The organism is Blautia sp. Sow4_E7, assembly GCF_052116245.1.
Lineage (GTDB): Bacteria > Bacillota > Clostridia > Lachnospirales > Lachnospiraceae > Blautia_A.
In genome coordinates, this window is the sequence record NZ_JBQKLL010000019.1 from 1 (window position 1) to 15,606 (window position 15,606).

The following is a 15,606-nucleotide window of genomic DNA, read 5'->3' on the forward strand; positions in this document are numbered from 1 at the left end:
GATCGCAGAATAACCAATAGTAATTAATCAACCTGCTGAGCTTTGCTCAGTTTGAAGCGGAATGGCGCTCCGTTCCTCTGGAACGGATGCGCAGTTCTTGCGGAATATGCAAAGGACTCTAGCACACGAAAATGATTGGTATTATAATAATTATATTATGAGATTACTGATTGTAGAAGACGAGAATGATTTAAGAAACATTGTCAAAAAAAGGCTTGTCAAGGAACATTACAGTGTGGATGCCTGTGGGGATGGTCTAGAAGCGATGGATTATATCGATATGACTTCCTACGATGGTATTATTCTTGATATCATGTTGCCGGGAAAGGATGGGTATGAAATCTTAAGAGAATTAAGGCAACGAGAAGATGATACACCGGTTCTGTTACTGACAGCAAAAGACAGCATTGAAGACCGTGTCAAAGGACTGGATCTTGGTGCCGATGATTACCTGATCAAACCATTTGCATTTGAAGAACTGCTTGCAAGAATCCGTGTCATGATGCGTAGAAAGCCACAATTTACATCCAATCAACTAAAAATAGCAGATCTTATTCTGGATCGTGACACAAGAAAGGTTACAAGAGCCGGAAATGAAATTGATCTTTCTGCAAAAGAATTTATGGTTCTGGAATGTCTTATGCGCAACAAAAATATCGTAATGACAAGACAGCAGATTGAACAGAATGCGTGGGACTTTGATTTTGAAGGTGGTTCCAATGTGATCGACGTATACATTCGCTATTTGCGAAAAAAAATCGATGCACAATATGAACAAAAACTCATCCACACTGTTCGCGGTGTCGGATATGTAATGAGGGAAAACGAATGAAACAGCTAACGATCAAGAAAAAAATTACGCTTTGGTACACTGGAATCATTGCCGTAGTTCTTGGGACTATTTTAGTTCTCGTCCTTCTTTTTGTGGATAAGGTTGGAATTTCTGCGACAGAAGAAGAAATCAGTGCCGCAGTGACCGGTTTCTCTTCAAATATTAATTTTCAGGATGATTCCTTTTATCTTGACGGCGATACCGAATTTTACGATGACGGTATTATGTTTTGTATTTATGACAAAAACGGACGCTTACTTTATGGAACGATTCCAACCCAATTTCCAGAAGAAACTATCCTCAAGTCGAATACACCGCGAAAGATAACCGGATCAAATCGAAAATGGATGATATATGACAGAGTTTACACTTACGGTGATGATGAGGAAATGTGGGTACGAGGAATTACCTCCGTACATTCTATAGAACTTTTCATGCAGACATCCGAGAAAATGCTGTTGATTGTATTCCCATTACTCATTATTCTGATCGGGGCCATCGGATATTTTATGATCAAGCGGGCATTGAGACAGGTGGATCTTATCTGCGATGAAGTTGAAAACATCAGCAATGGAAAAGATCTTTCCAAACGATTGTCTCTGCCAAAAGCAAAAGATGAATTATACGAATTGTCGGAGAAATTTAACGAAATGTTCGAGCGCTTGGAATTTTCGTTTGAGAAGGAACGTCAATTTACATCAGACGTATCCCATGAACTGCGGACTCCCGTTGCTGTTATCATTTCCCAGTGTGAGTACTTATTGGAAAATGAAAACTTATCTGCAGAAGATAAGGAAGAGATTGTCGTCATCTTAAGGCAGGCAAAACGAATGTCAAAGCTGACAAGCGAAATGTTAATGATCGCCAGAAACGAACAGGATGAGCAGCATCTGATGGAAAAACTGGATTTTGGATTATTAAGCGAACTTGTAATAGAAGAACTGCAGACAAAAGCACAGGAAAAAAATATTGAAATCACCCTGCAAAAGCAGGACGACTTATTTATGAACGGCGACCAGACATTGATTTTGCGTATGATGATGAATTTAATAACCAATGCCATCAATTACGGAAAAACAAATGGACATATTCATGTTATCCTGAAGGTCGAAAATGACCAGATTGTCGGTGAAGTGAAAGATGATGGTATTGGAATAAGTGAGGAACACCTGGACAAAATCTGGGAGCGTTTCTATCGCATAGATAAAAGCCGTTCCAGAGAAAATGGCGGTACCGGCCTCGGTCTTTCTATGGTGCGCTGGATTGTAAACTTCCACAATGGAACCATTCACGTCGAAAGTATCGAAGGTATCGGAACGAGTTTTATTTTCCGATTTCCGAAAATATAAAGGGCTATCGCTATATATCATCATGAAGATTTTTTTAATATCGTAAAACTAGTAAATGATGAAGCATCAAACCAATTCTCACATTTATTTAATGAAAATCCGTTAAAACATTCTCGTCTAAAATCTCAATGTGATTGTATTAATAAAATCGCAAAGCGAGAGTATGAATATCATCAACATCTAATCCACCGTATAGTCCCATATATCCGGCATTTTGAAAAATTGCAAACTCCTCATTTGTAATAACTCCTGCATTATGTGCTGTCTCTGCCAGCATTTGATTCCATTGTTTGATATCTCCCCTGACAACAAGTCTTCTGTTATCTTCATCCAATTCATTAAAGTGGTCAGCGACTTCCTGTCTGTATGTCTGGATTGCAAAATACGTCTGTCCTAACGCAATGACCTCTTTTCTTGGATCTCCATGCACAGCCAAAACCATCTAATGCTATGCTTTCTATTCACAGATTCGTTCTTAACGTATATCACAGGATAATCTCGTAATCTATATTTTTACCTGCTAACTTCTTAACTATTTTTCCAGATACCTGCGGTAGTTATCCATGACAGAATCTGTGACACCGTTTTTGTACACTTTACGGATATCAACAATTTTTTCATCTTTCAATGCTTTCAGCCAATCCAACAAATCTTTTCTGCTGTTTGCAAAATTACAGCATTTTCCGTCTGCATATTCAATCCGGTATCTCATAAGCCCCTCCTACACATAAACCAATTCACTTAAAATAATTTCATCTACCCGGCTTCTCACATTGTTTGCCTGGCGGACCCATTCCATTTGATCTCTGCTTTTCCTGTTACTGCTATTTCATGTTCACATATAATAATGAGGTCGCATTCCACGACCTCATCACCTTCCTTTAAATATAAATAACTTTCGTTTTACTGTTATTTTTCTTCAGAGTTAAACAATTCACTTAAGGTTTCCGCATCTTCCTGCAGTACCTTCATCACATACTTGTCAAAGTGTCTCGCATCCTGTGTCGAAGAACCAAATTCATAGGTTTCCTGTCCATAATCCATAACATCAAATCCCGGAGTTGCTTTACTGGCTCCTTTTGTTCTGTACGAAGCTGCATTTTTCAGAGTAAAAATCACCTCTCCATTCTCATAAGATACCCAACTGCTGATGTTTGTTCCTGTTGCCTCTGTGGCAGTTCCGTTTTCTGTCTGAGTCTGCGCCGCTGCTTTTGTTACTTTCGCAGCTCCTTCCACATATTGTCCATACATTTCATCAACATAAAGTGCCAGTGATTCCCCAAAAATTTCAGACGGAACATGTCCACCATCCCACTGCCATTCCAGTTTGGCATCTGTTCCGCTGTTAAGCCATGCAATCTGCATGTTCATAGACGCAAACAGAGACATATCACCTTCGGATGCACCCATTACAAGTCTGGTCCATGTCGGGCTTTCTGTATCTTCATCTCCAATATAGTTGATTGGATTATACAGGTCTACAATATTATTTCCGTATTTGTCACCATCCTCGATAGAGGCGATATCACTTTCATAAGATTCCAGCATTTCTTCATAGCTGCTATAGCTTGAAGAATCTGTTTTTGTGCCTACAGACTGTGTAGTTCCGGCATCCGGAGTTCCGACCTCATCTCCCATTCCACTTGTAACCAGGTCGTCTTGAGCATTGCCACCCAAAGTTTCTCTATCTGGCATACTTCCGGCTGGTGCTCCCTCCGGCTTTTCTCCATCTGAGTCATTTCCATCCGGTATTCCGTCCGGCTTTTCACCCGGCATTTTACCCGGCATTTCACCCGGCATTTCATTTCCATCCGGACCATTTCCATCTGGCATTCTGCCTCCTGGACCTGCATTTTGTCCGGATTCTCCTTTGGCATATCGTCCTTCCAGAAATGCCTGAGCTTTCTCTTCTGTTGTCATCTGTGACACATTCTCATCACTCAGTGTATTTCCATCACTGTCAAACCACGTCCAATCATCTGCATAATCCAGATTTTCCAGATACCATTCCAGATTTTTTTCAAATTCTTTCAGATAAAGCGTAAGATAAGTCCCACCGTATCCGTCTGTATCTGCATATTTTTCCCCATCATATTCTATCGTCAGATCCACTACATCGTCCTTATCCCCATCTCCATTGATATCAATGTCCACTGCCGACTCGCTGACACTCAGATTCTGATCATTGATATACTCCATATATTCCTGAGACAGGTATTTTGCCAGCTTTTTCTGAAAATCCGTATTAAATTCATAATCTGTATCAAGATAGTATTCAAATGCCATTGCCATATCCGCTTCCTGTAAAGAAGTGATCGCACTGTATGCAACACATCCCCATACTCCATCTGAAATTTCAGTATCCTCTGATCCTATGGTCTCTGAATAAGTTCCATCTTCATTTTGATAGATTCCTACTGCCCCTGCTTCTACTTCATATGGGAAATAATCTGTATTGTCAGAAGTTGCTGCTACCATTGCCGCATGTGCTCCACCACCGGAACCTCCCGTAGACACGAAATATTCTGTATTTCCCGGAAGGTTTCCAAGAATGATATTATACTTTACAAAACGGATTGCATTTTTCTGATCCACCAAACAGAGCGGTGCATCGCCGGTATAATATTCCTCCCCATTCTCATCCGTTGCCGTACTCTGTTTGCCACGGTTTCCACAAGCCACATTGATATATCCATATGCCGCATTGCCGGAAGATGCCTTTTGATTTTCCTGTGCACTATACCCTGCTGCTCCTGTATTTATAATAACCGGTGCTGTAGATGCAGTATAGGTCTGTCCGTTTGCATTCGTAATTTGGGCACTATCGTCAATCACGAGCTGTCCATTTACTTCTTCCGAATAAGTTTTCCCCGTTACATCCTCCGTTCCGTCCCCATCTGTATCAATTCCTTTTACATATGCACCAGGAACATTTACAGAAACGCCCTGATAATCCGGCAGCTCCGGATTTGCAACTGCGCATGTTACGGACATTGTCCAGGAATCTGACTGGCTGTCATAACTCCATGTAATTTCATCGTTGTTTGAAATATTTAAGGTACTTTCAATTTCTGTCTGTTCTTTATTCTCCTGCTCTGCGCTTACGTTTCCTGCTCCATATGCTGTGATTCCCAGCACCATTGTCATTGCTGTTATCATTGCAGTTATCTGCTTTCTTTTCATTGACTGCGCCCCTTTCTTAATCAGAATTTTTTACGGGCACGATTATATGAGAAAAACCTTGAAAATTCCTTGAAAAAATAAATTTTCAAGGAAATTCACAAGGTTTTCATAAATCTTTTATTTTCTGTGAAGAAACGGAAAGTCTATTACATTCTCGCTTATCACTGTTATACATTCCAGTCGCATAGAATCGTTTATTTAAATCCTGTAAAGAAATGCTGGACATATTGGTGATTCCAACCACATGTTGGATCAGCGATACTGCCACAGACTTTCCAGTTCCACCATTTCCTTTCAACGTAAGGAATTTTTGAAACTGCGTATCCTGGGTCATACAGTATCCAAAATACTCCCAGAATGTCTGCTGTTCTTCTTTGTTAGGAAGAGACGATGCCAGGTACTTTTTGATATTTTCTCCACCCTGCAACACCTGCTCACAATCCTCTGGATAATAGGGAAATGGAATCTGGTTGATTGTCAGATAATCTGGATTGTGTTCCAGCATTTCACCCGTAACCGGATCATAATATCCATTTTTGAAGTTGATCCACCGCACAGGCTGTTTATTTAATTCATAGGCTTCTCTGTGGACTTTTGGCTGTGTGATCAGCAGATTATAGATTCTTTTGATTACTCCACTCTGTACCTGATCTCGATAGATCAGCTTCTGGATACGGTATTTCATTCTTACCCCATCATGGTCTTCCAGGAAAACGCCGTGTTCATAATAATAAGGCGTGATTCCCACCACAAAAAACTGAACATTCTCCACCAGGTAATCTACAATCTCCATATCCCTGACACCTTTCACATTTCCTTTTGCATCAAATAAGTGAAAACGGCTCAGTTCCGGTTCTTCTTTCGGATCTCGCTCAAACCGAAGAATATACTGTTCCAGTAATTTCTTAACTTCTTTCTGATTATCCAGTTTGCCAAGATACTCCTTCTCTTTGAACAACTGCCAGCCTGCTTTTCCATCAAGACCAGCGTCTTTGAAAAATGTCAGTAACTTATCATTTACCCGCTTCACTGAACAGGAAGCCACATAATGATAGGCACACTGGTAGCTTCCAGTAAACTGAATAGCTCTCATTTCTTCTATAAAGAAATCTGCACTGAAATAATATCCGTCATCTTCCTGAACCAGACAAAATGCCTGATAACCTGACATCACAATATTCAAAGCTATATCCTGATTATCCACCAGAAAGATATAGGTCTGTGCTGTCCCTTCTGGATTGGTTTCCATATAATGCTTCAAAAACTTCTTGTTCAAACTTATCACTTCCTTTCAAGCAAAAAAAAAGACGCAAGCCACATTTCTATGACTCACGCCTTTCTCTACTCATATTTTATAAATCTTTATTTTCTTTTTCTTCTTCTTTCTGTAGATAATAAAATCTCTTCTGAATTTCAATCTCTTCTCGAAGCTGTTCTTCTGATGGAAGGCAAGTTTTATATTTAGATGCAAATAATTGTTCGTGCCCATGCAATATAGAATATTTTGCAATATCTTCGTCTGTATCAGAACATAAAATAATGCCTAATGTTGGATTATCCCCTTCATTTCGCTTCATTTCATCATACATACGAATATACATATCCATCTGTCCCACATCCTGATGTGTGATTTTCGACGTTTTTAAATCAATCAATACAAAACACTTCAAAATGTAATTGTAAAAAACAAGATCAATGTAATAATCTTCTTTTTCAGTTCGAATATGCTGTTGTCTCGCTACAAATGCATATCCTTTCCCCAACTCCATGAGAAATTTTTGAATATGCGTGATAATTCTCTGCTCCAATTCACTTTCTGTAAAGTCTGTATTAGAAGATAGTCCAAGAAATTCTGCTATTACTGGATTTTTGATAAATTCCAGCTTATCAGCCTGATAAGTAGCTGTTAGTTCTTTCATTTCTTTTTCTACAGGTTCTGTATTTTGAGACATGAGCATGCGGTAATAATACTGTGAAGAAATATTCCGTTGCAAAGTCCGAACTGACCATGCTTGCTCCTGTGCCTCTTTTGCATACCATGCTCGTGCCTCTGGTGATGTTTCCTGAAGCAAAATTCTATAATGCGTCCATGACAAGGGACGCCCAGACTTTGGACGCAGTGAGTCCAAAATTTGAGGAAATTCCTGATGAAATTTCACATATTTATAAAGACTGCTAAAGTCAAAGCCTTTGCCATATTTTTCTTTTAATTCTGATGATAGCTTTTTCATAGTTTTTTTGCCATAGTCCGCTTTTCCATTTTCATTCAGACACTCTATAGCAATTCGCTTTCCCAACAACCAGTTCCTTTGAACCAGAATTGTATCGACAGCCGCATACGCAATACTTTGTGCACTCTCCACGATTTCACATGTATCAGCAAATAAATCTCCTGTTTCATGATAAGCAATCATACTTTTATTTAATTTTGGACTCGGTGAATCCAAACTTGTTTTTTCTTTTTCAGAATGTTTTTTTTCCATCAAATCAACCTCCTTTTCGATAATTGTTGCGACGCTGTCGCAACTTTTCCATTTTGAAGTTCCAGATTGACACCTCAAAACGATTTCTTTAAATCTCCAAAATCTATGTTCTTATTTTACCCCAACTCTTTCATTCTGCCTACTGCTATTTCATATTCACATATAATAATGAGGTCGTAATCCACGACCTCTTCACCTTCATTTAAACATAAATCAATTCCTTGAGAATAATCTCTTCCGCAGTGTTGATTAGCAGCTCTTACCCATGCCATCTGACCTGCTTCTTTATCCGGCAGTGGTTCTTTTTCTTCCAACTGTTTCAGAATTACCTCTTCCCGTTCTCTGGCTGCCTTTTCTACTTCCAGAAGATGCTCTCCAATGGTATCCTGCAGAAGCATCACCTGATACGTTGAATTTCGATGGTTTTTCAGATAATCTCTGCGAAGAAAACCATACTTGCCAAGTTGCTCCATCTGCTCACCGGATTTATAGGTGAGATTCGGGATCAGATATCCATTTACATTTGTGTACGTTATATAAATAGGACATTCGCAATCCGCTTTCGCTACTTGCTCATGAACGCAGTTGCTTCGCTGCCTGCGTTCATTTTATTAGCACTCTCCATTTCTCATCATTTTTTGACCACAAATTTACGACATTTACGACAAATCTGACACTGCTTTACAATACCAGACAAAATGACTGATGCCCCGGAAAGCCTGTAAAACAGGCACTTCCGGGATACACAAGACAGGACAAAAATCAACTTCCATTATCAAGAGGTGAGTGCTAATTATTTTGTGAAGAATTTGTGATCGTAAAATGAAACACTAACTTCCACCTCTGGCCATTTTAACTTTCCTTGTGCCTCTATCATGTTCTTACTCATATAGCCGCCTACGCTTATCTATATAATAAAAATCCGCACATCCACTTGACATCTCCCGTCATTTATTCTACTATTAGAATATTCAATTCTGGACTATTACAAAAAGAAGGTGAACCAAAACTCCATGAACCCAATCGACTTCATTTCCATCAGTACCAAAGCTATGAAAGCCTACGAGACCTTCTGCCAGCCTGTTTGCAAAAAGTATCAGCTCAGTCAGACAAGCTTTGATGTACTTATGTTTCTGGCCAATAATCCAGAATATAACACCGCAAGGGATATTTGTGAAATCCGGGGAATCCGGACGGGGATTGCTTCGGTAGCGGTTGATCTGCTGGTAAAAAACGGGTATATTCACAGGCAGCCAGATGCCAGTGACCGACGTCTCACACGGCTGATCCTTACTGAAAAAAGCGAGGAAATCATACAAAGCGGCCGGCTGATCCAGCGGGAATTCGGGGCACAGCTGATCACCGGGATTTCTGACGAAGAAATGACTGCTTACATGAAAACGGCTCAGAAATTCAGAGAAAATATTTTAAATATGAAACAAACGAGAGGAGATTTGTTATGATCACAACAGTTATCGTCTGTATCCTGGCAGGGCTTGGAGCCGGGCTTGGGACAGGATTTGCGGGGATGAGCGCGGCGGCGGTTATCAGCCCTATGCTCATTACGTTTCTTGGAATGGATCCCTATCAGGCTATCGGAATTGCTCTCGCCAGTGATGTCCTGGCCAGCGCAGTTTCTTCCTATGAGTATGGAAAGAACAAGAATCTGGATATCAAAAACGGACTGGTGATGATGTTCACCGTTATGCTTTTTACCTTTATTGCCAGCTTCCTTTCCAAGTTCGTTTCTGGAAATACAATGGGAAGCTTTTCCACCTTTATGACCATGCTTCTTGGTATTAAATTTATTGTAAAACCAGTCATGACTACCAAGGAAAAAATGATGGCAGTGGATAAGAAAACCAGGATCATCCAGTCCGTCCTCTGTGGGATTGTGATCGGTCTGATCTGTGGTTTCGTTGGCGCAGGCGGCGGTATGATGATGCTTCTCATTCTTACCTCTGTGCTTGGATATGAGCTGAAAACAGCAGTTGGAACCAGCGTATTTATTATGACTTTCACCGCATTTACAGGCGCTGCCAGCCACTTCTATCTTGGCGGCATGCCGGATCTTACCGTTTTGGCCCTGTGTGCACTCAGCACCCTGTTCTTCGCCCGGGTAGCTGCGGTTTTCGCAAACAAGGCTTCTGCGAAAACGCTGAACAGGGCACTGGGTATTGTATTGACAGTGCTGGGAGCTGTGATACTGATCGTGAAATTTTTCCAGTAATCCGTTATAAAGCGAGAACTAAAATAACATTTATGCTAATTCCTTTCCTGCAAAAGCAGCTGCATCAGGTTGTAATCTCAACCAATGCAGCTGCTTTATTCTTGCCCAGCCAGATGCCATCATCATATCTGAAAATCAGTTTCGCCGCTGCTAACCAGAGCTTTCAAAGTGAGCTACAATAATTCTCTACAGCATCTCCCTCAACTGATAATTGGTACACACCTGTTCATAATCATATTCCTCATCATACCGGGTCAGTGTTACCATAGGATCTGCTCCTGGGAGTACCTGGTAGCTATAGGAAATTTCATAATCCCCGTCTATAAATTTCACAGCCCCCTGGTTTTCAGAGCCTTCTGTGATCTCCGTCATATGGGCGGTAAAAACATGACCGCTGTTTACATCATTTGCCATAGTGGCCATAACTTCTGCCAGATTTCCAAGATCCTCCTTCACCGTACTCATTTGCAGCCTCTCTCCAGCGAATGTTAATATAGTTATCATCCGTTATCCTGTAGCTTCCAATATAGTCCTTGGGATCATAATATTCATCTCCCGCCCAATGAGCTGTGAAGGTTCCAGTTTCTTCATCCAGGGAAACTTCATAGCCTTTTTCCAGGTTTACAGTGCCAAGATAACAGCCAATAATATCCGCAGGATCGTCCGTTTCCGGCTGATAGATATACGGGTTCTCTTTTGGGATCTTCACCTTTTCGCTGTCCGTCATATCATCCAGACTCTGGCTGTTTCCCATCTGCACCAGTTTAACTGCTGTAACTATATTATAAGAATTATCTCTTGAAAAAAGCACTATACTCTGGTTAGTATTTTCTCTAAGCCTTCTCCCTTTTTCAAAGACAAAACCGAACATGCTTTGTGGATTTTGGTTTATTTTTGCGGCAGTCGCCAAGTTCTCATGCAAGCACAGGCTTTGGCTCATTGCTCGCGTAAAAACAAGGCGCCCTTTGCAAGCTGCAGTCCTCGCAAAAAACGCCTCATAAAATGATCCGTAATTCTATTTTATCTCTCCAAAATCTTCCCAACCAGGCTTGTCACCAGAAATGCCACAATATCCACAGCCACAATAGTAGAACCTACCGGCGTTCCACCCAGAATGGAAACAATAATTCCCAGGAATGCACACAGCACAGATAAAATCGCAGAGCAGATGATCACCGCGCCAAATCGTTTATAGATCCGCATAGCCGACAATGCCGGGAAAATGATCAGGGCTGAGATCAGCAGGGATCCCACCAGGTTCATAGCCAGCACAATGATCACCGCTGTGATCACCGCGATCAGCAGGTTATAAACATCTGTCTTGGTTCCAGTAGCTTTTGCAAAATTTTCATCAAAGGTAACGGCAAAAATCTTATGATAAAATACCACAAACAGTGCCACTACGATCACAGACACGATCACGCACAGCCACACCTCCGCTGTGGTCAGCGTCAGAATGGAAGTGGAACCAAACAGGCTGCTGCATACATCTCCGGAAATATTGGAGCCTGTGGAAAATACATTCATCAGCAGATAACCAACCGCCAGAGCGCCCACAGAAATCATGGCGATTGCCGCATCCCCTTTAATCTTAGTGCTCTGTCCAGTGCGAAGAAGAAGCACCGCGCAGATCACCGTTACCGGCATGACAAACAGCATATTGTTGCTGAAATTCAGCACCGACGCAATGGCCATTGCCCCAAATGCCACATGGGAAAGCCCGTCCCCAATAAAGGAAAACCGCTTCAGCACCAGCGTCACGCCCAGAAGTGAGGAACAAAGGGCAATAAGCACACCTACGATCAGCGCATACCACACAAATGGATACTGGAAATAAAATGCCAGCTTTTCGAATATTCCGCTCATGCTTTTCCCTCCTCTCCAGCGTCCACAAGCCGCTTCCCGATCTTGCTTTTCAGATATTCCTCTTTTGTTCCGAAGAAAACCTTCTGTCCGATATGCAGCACATGGCTTGCATAGGTTGCCACCTCGCTGATATCGTGGGAGATCATGATGATGGTTACTTTGTCCTCTTTATTTAATTCGTTGATGATCTGGTACATATCCGCAGTCGCCACCGGATCCAAGCCGGAAACAGGCTCATCCAGAAGGAGGATTTTCCTTGTGGCACAGAGGGCTCTGGTCAAAAGCACTCTCTGCTGCTGCCCGCCGGAAAGTTCCCGGTAACAACGGTTCGCCAGGTCTGTGATCCTGGTTTTTTCCATCAGTTCGTGAGCCTCTTTTTTCTCCGCCCTATTGTAAAAAGGGCGAAGTCCCATCCTTCCCAGGAAGCCGGACATCACGATTTCTTCTACCGAAGCAGGGAAATCTCTCTGGAGGGCGGTCTGCTGGGGCAGATAGCCGATTTCATTGATTTTTAGATTATCTCCCAGAGTGATACTGCCGCTCATAGGGCTCTGAAGATGAAGAAGTGTCTTCATCAGTGTGGATTTGCCTGAGCCGTTTTCCCCTACAATGCAAAGGTAATCACCGGAATTTACGGTGAAATTCAGCCCGGACAAAATTGCTTTTCCTTCATATCCTAATGTGAGGTTCTCACAGGTGATCAGACTCATAATGCCTCCTTCAGGATCTGCAGATTATTTTCCATAATGGAAAGATAGGTTGTGCCTTCTTCCACGTCCTGGGCTGTCACGGACTGCATGGAATTTAATGTCAAAATCTTCTGATCCTTAGTGTTTGTATTTTCAATCACTGCTTTCGCTACTTTCTGGTCGGAATTCTCGATGGTGAGGACCACCGGGAGCTTCAGCTCATCCAGCTTGCCAGCCAGGAACGTGATGGTCTCGAAGCTGGCGTCTGTCTCTGCAGAGCAGCCGGTGAAGGCAGCGTAATAGGTAAGGTTGTAATCATCCGTTAAATAACGGAATGGAAAACGGTCTGCAAAAAGCAGGGTTTTGAACTGGGATTTGTCCACTGTGGCCTGGTATTCCTGATCCAGGGCTGCCAGCTTTTCTTCGTAGGCCGCAGCGTTCTGCTGGTAAAGCTGGGCGTGTTCCGGGTCTGCGTCGGCCAGGGTGCTGGCAATGGTGTTGCAGAATAAGGAAGCATTTTTCAGGGACAGCCAGACGTGCTCGTCGTATTCTAAGTCGTCATCCGTCCCCTCATCGTGGGAATGCCTCTCAGAATCATGTGAAGAATCTTCCGTCACTTCACTTTCTGTTCTCTCCTTATCTGAATCTGCATCGCTATCATGGGCATCGGCAGAATCAGCTTCTACATGGGTATGCCCATCTTCGTCCTGCATTCCCTCTACAACTTCTTCCTCTTTCACCTGATCACCCAATACTTCCATCAGATTGATGGCTTTTCGGTCCGGGTTTCCAGCACCTTTCAGTACATCAGCTACCCAGGAATCGGATTCGCCTCCTACATAAATGAATACATCACAGGTGGATACCTTCAGGATATCCGCCATGGTGGGCTGGAAGCTGTGCATGTCTGTTCCGTTGCCAAGAAGCAGGGTAAGATCCACGTTGTCTGCCTGATCACCCAGGATTTCCTTAACCCAGTCATATTCCGGGAAAATGGTGGTCACTACCTGGAGCTTCTGGCTGTCTGAACTGTCAAAATTCCCACCGCTGCCATTCCCCTCACGCTGATTTTCGGTCACGTCTGAACTCTCAGCTCCCGCCGCGGACGCGCCCACACCACAGCCAGCAAGAAGACAGGCAACACCAACTGTGGCAGCTGTCAGAAAAAGCTGCCTAAATTTATTTTTCAATTTATACATAATGAACCTCTTCACTTCAAAATACAAATCACTCCACAAGAACCTATTTTCCACGGCACTCCTCGCAGACTCCATAAAACACCGTCCGTGTAAAGTCCCACTGGAATCCATGGTCTGCCAGCATATGCTCACCCAGATGTGTCATCTCCTCGCATTCCAGGTGGATCACTTTCCCGCATTTCTCGCATTTGCAGTGGAAGCATACATGCTTATGACAGTGCTCCTCATGTCCCAGATATTCGAAGCATGCGCTGCTTGTACCATCTACCACATATTTGGCAACCAGCCCCTGCTCCACCATCCGGTCTAGCTGGCGGTACACGGTTGTGGTTCCAACAGAAATGCCCTGGCTTTTAAAGTATTTACATATATCGCTGACCGTAACATGCTTTCCTTCCATAGAACACAGATAATTCTCCAGCTCTGTGATCTGCCTGGTACGGTATTGTACTTTTTCACTCATCGCTTACGCCTCCAATTTGAAAATCATTTTCATATTATAGCAGATTCTTTTTTTAAGTCAATATGAAAATCGTTTTCATTTTTATCATTCCGTATTTTTTACAGTGCAATCCAAAATTCTCTTGTTTCTGCATCACACAAGTGCTATTCTTATTCTCAAAACGGACATGTCGCCTGTCGGTGACATCACCATATATGAAAGTTTACGTTTCTAAAGGAGCCTGACATCATGGAAAATATAAGTTATGGAAAAATTGTTCTGATTGGCGCAGGTCATGTGGGATCTGCCATTCTGGATTCTCTTCTTCGAATGAATCTTGCAGATGAGATTGTTGTCATAAACAGAAATGAGAAAAAAGCATTGGGGGTTGTGTTAGATGCCAGCCACACCACAGCCTTCGCATATAGTGCCAACGCCAACATCCGCGTAGGAACCTACGAAGACTGTAAGGACGCCCAGATCATCATCAACACTGCCGGTCCCAGCATTCAGCCTGGCAACTCCCGTGACCGCATGGTGCTGCTGCAGACCAATGTACAGGTGATGAAGGAGATCATGACACAGATCACCACTTACACCCGTTCTGCCATTATTATCAATGTTTCAAATCCTATGGATATTCTTACCTTTATCGCACAGAAGGAATTCAACTATCCCCGAAACCTTCTGATCGGTACCGGTACGCTCCTGGACACCGCCCGCTTCAATAAAATGCTAGCCGACCTTTGCGGCGTAGATGCAAAAAATGTCACCGGCTTCGTTCTGGGCGAACACGGCGGCACTAGCTTTATCCCATGGAATGCAGTTAATATAGTAGGAATTCCTTTTCATGATTTTCAGAAACAGTTTGGCCTGAAGGAGCCAATTGACTGTGAAAAGCTGCTTCACGAGGTGAAGGTCAGCGGTCTGGATATTGTAGAACTGAAGGGCTACACGAGCTCCGGTATCGCCCTTAGCGTATGTCGTCTTGTGGGTGCTATCATGCGAAATGAGCGCGCTATAGTACCAGCCTCCGTTGTCCTGGAAGGGGAATATGGATTGGAGGGAATCGCAATGAGCCTTCCATGCGTCATTTCCCGAAACGGCGTGGAGCGCACTTTGCAGATTCCGCTGGACAAAGAGGGGGAGAAAAATCTTAAGATCTGCTACGATTATCTCCGCGGAGTGATTGAGAGTATTTCCTGATATGCCCCCAGCAGACAGGCTCTAGAGCTCCATAAATACCAAAAGCTTACTACAACTTAAACATACATTTTTCCATGTCTAAATTGCAGTAAGCTTTTTTTATAAAACATACATAAAGTGAATCCCT

The 15,606-nt window shown here is 42.5% G+C and carries 16 protein-coding genes and 2 pseudogenes; 5 read left to right on the top strand and 13 right to left on the bottom strand.

Going from position 1 to position 15,606, the window contains the following annotated elements; translation table 11 throughout:
* Positions 1-157: 157 nt before the first annotated feature.
* Both ACTQ50_RS11520 and ACTQ50_RS11525 read left to right on the top strand, forming a co-directional pair.
* Positions 158-832: a response regulator transcription factor gene (locus ACTQ50_RS11520; protein WP_107001140.1), complete on the top strand. Its 675-nt coding sequence runs from the start codon at positions 158-160 to the stop codon at positions 830-832.
* Positions 829-2,181, top strand: a complete 1,353-nt coding sequence (locus tag ACTQ50_RS11525) for a sensor histidine kinase (protein WP_441484326.1) — start codon at positions 829-831, stop codon at positions 2,179-2,181. The genes ACTQ50_RS11520 and ACTQ50_RS11525 overlap by 4 nt, the downstream gene beginning before the upstream one ends.
* A gap of 139 nt (positions 2,182-2,320) precedes the next feature.
* Here the strand turns inward: ACTQ50_RS11525 and ACTQ50_RS11530 are convergent, their stop codons facing one another.
* The 7 genes and pseudogenes from ACTQ50_RS11530 to ACTQ50_RS11560 all read right to left on the bottom strand — a co-directional run bounded on the left by ACTQ50_RS11530 (position 2,321) and on the right by ACTQ50_RS11560 (position 8,389).
* Complete coding sequence (locus ACTQ50_RS11530; RefSeq protein WP_441484327.1) at positions 2,321-2,623, bottom strand: hypothetical protein; 303 nt, start codon at positions 2,621-2,623, stop codon at positions 2,321-2,323.
* A 90-nt stretch (positions 2,624-2,713) separates the two neighbouring features.
* Positions 2,714-2,893, bottom strand: a complete 180-nt coding sequence (locus ACTQ50_RS11535) for a hypothetical protein (RefSeq protein ID WP_441484328.1) — start codon at positions 2,891-2,893, stop codon at positions 2,714-2,716.
* Positions 2,894-2,902: 9 nt separating this feature from the next.
* Positions 2,903-2,989: pseudogene (locus ACTQ50_RS11540) on the bottom strand (TnpV protein); the annotation flags it as partial.
* A gap of 101 nt (positions 2,990-3,090) precedes the next feature.
* Positions 3,091-5,364, bottom strand: a complete 2,274-nt coding sequence (locus ACTQ50_RS11545) for a hypothetical protein (RefSeq protein ID WP_441484329.1) — start codon at positions 5,362-5,364, stop codon at positions 3,091-3,093.
* Between the two features lie 106 nt (positions 5,365-5,470).
* A complete protein-coding gene (locus tag ACTQ50_RS11550) occupies positions 5,471-6,640 on the bottom strand; it encodes a hypothetical protein (RefSeq protein WP_441484330.1) in 1,170 nt (389 codons plus the stop codon).
* Positions 6,641-6,716: 76 nt separating this feature from the next.
* The gene (locus tag ACTQ50_RS11555) at positions 6,717-7,847 is read right to left on the bottom strand and encodes a PDDEXK nuclease domain-containing protein (RefSeq protein WP_441484331.1); all 1,131 of its coding nucleotides are present in this window, start codon (positions 7,845-7,847) and stop codon (positions 6,717-6,719) included.
* Between the two features lie 202 nt (positions 7,848-8,049).
* A pseudogene (locus ACTQ50_RS11560) lies at positions 8,050-8,389 on the bottom strand (TnpV protein).
* A 471-nt stretch (positions 8,390-8,860) separates the two neighbouring features.
* On the opposite strand from ACTQ50_RS11560, the gene ACTQ50_RS11565 reads away from it, so the two are divergent.
* Together ACTQ50_RS11565 and ACTQ50_RS11570 are read left to right on the top strand one after the other, a co-directional pair.
* Positions 8,861-9,310, top strand: a complete 450-nt coding sequence (locus ACTQ50_RS11565; RefSeq protein WP_441484332.1) for a MarR family winged helix-turn-helix transcriptional regulator — start codon at positions 8,861-8,863, stop codon at positions 9,308-9,310.
* Positions 9,307-10,077 (top strand): sulfite exporter TauE/SafE family protein, encoded by a 771-nt coding sequence (locus ACTQ50_RS11570; RefSeq protein WP_441484333.1) that lies wholly within the window; start codon positions 9,307-9,309, stop codon positions 10,075-10,077. Before ACTQ50_RS11565 ends, ACTQ50_RS11570 begins: the two co-directional genes overlap by 4 nt.
* A 186-nt stretch (positions 10,078-10,263) precedes the next feature.
* On the opposite strand, the gene ACTQ50_RS11575 is transcribed toward ACTQ50_RS11570, so the two are convergent.
* From ACTQ50_RS11575 to ACTQ50_RS11600, 6 genes are all read right to left on the bottom strand, one after another.
* Positions 10,264-10,542, bottom strand: a complete 279-nt coding sequence (locus tag ACTQ50_RS11575; RefSeq protein ID WP_441484334.1) for a hypothetical protein — start codon at positions 10,540-10,542, stop codon at positions 10,264-10,266.
* Positions 10,481-10,837, bottom strand: coding sequence for a hypothetical protein (locus ACTQ50_RS11580; RefSeq protein WP_441484335.1), 357 nt, complete (start codon positions 10,835-10,837; stop codon positions 10,481-10,483). The genes ACTQ50_RS11575 and ACTQ50_RS11580 overlap by 62 nt, the downstream gene beginning before the upstream one ends.
* A gap of 260 nt (positions 10,838-11,097) precedes the next feature.
* Positions 11,098-11,943, bottom strand: a complete 846-nt coding sequence (locus ACTQ50_RS11585) for a metal ABC transporter permease (protein ID WP_441484336.1) — start codon at positions 11,941-11,943, stop codon at positions 11,098-11,100.
* Positions 11,940-12,653: a metal ABC transporter ATP-binding protein gene (locus ACTQ50_RS11590; RefSeq protein ID WP_441484337.1), complete on the bottom strand. Its 714-nt coding sequence runs from the start codon at positions 12,651-12,653 to the stop codon at positions 11,940-11,942. Before ACTQ50_RS11590 ends, ACTQ50_RS11585 begins: the two co-directional genes overlap by 4 nt.
* Positions 12,650-13,831, bottom strand: a complete 1,182-nt coding sequence (locus ACTQ50_RS11595) for a metal ABC transporter substrate-binding protein (RefSeq protein ID WP_441484338.1) — start codon at positions 13,829-13,831, stop codon at positions 12,650-12,652. Before ACTQ50_RS11595 ends, ACTQ50_RS11590 begins: the two co-directional genes overlap by 4 nt.
* Before the next feature lie 43 nt (positions 13,832-13,874).
* Positions 13,875-14,294, bottom strand: a complete 420-nt coding sequence (locus ACTQ50_RS11600) for a Fur family transcriptional regulator (protein ID WP_441484339.1) — start codon at positions 14,292-14,294, stop codon at positions 13,875-13,877.
* A gap of 228 nt (positions 14,295-14,522) precedes the next feature.
* Between ACTQ50_RS11600 and ACTQ50_RS11605 the strand changes: the two genes are divergently transcribed.
* On the top strand, positions 14,523-15,479 hold the full coding sequence (locus ACTQ50_RS11605) for a lactate/malate family dehydrogenase (protein ID WP_441484340.1): 957 nt from the start codon (positions 14,523-14,525) through the stop codon (positions 15,477-15,479).
* The last annotated feature ends 127 nt before the right edge of the window (positions 15,480-15,606 follow it).

Excerpts from the sequence above, each read along its gene's own strand:
- ACTQ50_RS11520 (WP_107001140.1), top strand. The coding sequence starts at position 158 with ATGAGATTACTGATTGTAGAAGACGAGAATGATTTAAGAAACATTGTC.
- ACTQ50_RS11525 (WP_441484326.1), top strand. The coding sequence starts at position 829 with ATGAAACAGCTAACGATCAAGAAAAAAATTACGCTTTGGTACACTGGA.
- ACTQ50_RS11530 (WP_441484327.1), bottom strand. The coding sequence starts at position 2,623 with ATGGTTTTGGCTGTGCATGGAGATCCAAGAAAAGAGGTCATTGCGTTA.
- ACTQ50_RS11535 (WP_441484328.1), bottom strand. The coding sequence starts at position 2,893 with ATGAGATACCGGATTGAATATGCAGACGGAAAATGCTGTAATTTTGCA.
- ACTQ50_RS11545 (WP_441484329.1), bottom strand. The coding sequence starts at position 5,364 with ATGAAAAGAAAGCAGATAACTGCAATGATAACAGCAATGACAATGGTG.
- ACTQ50_RS11555 (WP_441484331.1), bottom strand. The coding sequence starts at position 7,847 with ATGGAAAAAAAACATTCTGAAAAAGAAAAAACAAGTTTGGATTCACCG.
- ACTQ50_RS11565 (WP_441484332.1), top strand. The coding sequence starts at position 8,861 with ATGAACCCAATCGACTTCATTTCCATCAGTACCAAAGCTATGAAAGCC.
- ACTQ50_RS11570 (WP_441484333.1), top strand. The coding sequence starts at position 9,307 with ATGATCACAACAGTTATCGTCTGTATCCTGGCAGGGCTTGGAGCCGGG.
- ACTQ50_RS11575 (WP_441484334.1), bottom strand. The coding sequence starts at position 10,542 with ATGAGTACGGTGAAGGAGGATCTTGGAAATCTGGCAGAAGTTATGGCC.
- ACTQ50_RS11585 (WP_441484336.1), bottom strand. The coding sequence starts at position 11,943 with ATGAGCGGAATATTCGAAAAGCTGGCATTTTATTTCCAGTATCCATTT.
- ACTQ50_RS11590 (WP_441484337.1), bottom strand. The coding sequence starts at position 12,653 with ATGAGTCTGATCACCTGTGAGAACCTCACATTAGGATATGAAGGAAAA.
- ACTQ50_RS11595 (WP_441484338.1), bottom strand. The coding sequence starts at position 13,831 with ATGTATAAATTGAAAAATAAATTTAGGCAGCTTTTTCTGACAGCTGCC.
- ACTQ50_RS11600 (WP_441484339.1), bottom strand. The coding sequence starts at position 14,294 with ATGAGTGAAAAAGTACAATACCGTACCAGGCAGATCACAGAGCTGGAG.
- ACTQ50_RS11605 (WP_441484340.1), top strand. The coding sequence starts at position 14,523 with ATGGAAAATATAAGTTATGGAAAAATTGTTCTGATTGGCGCAGGTCAT.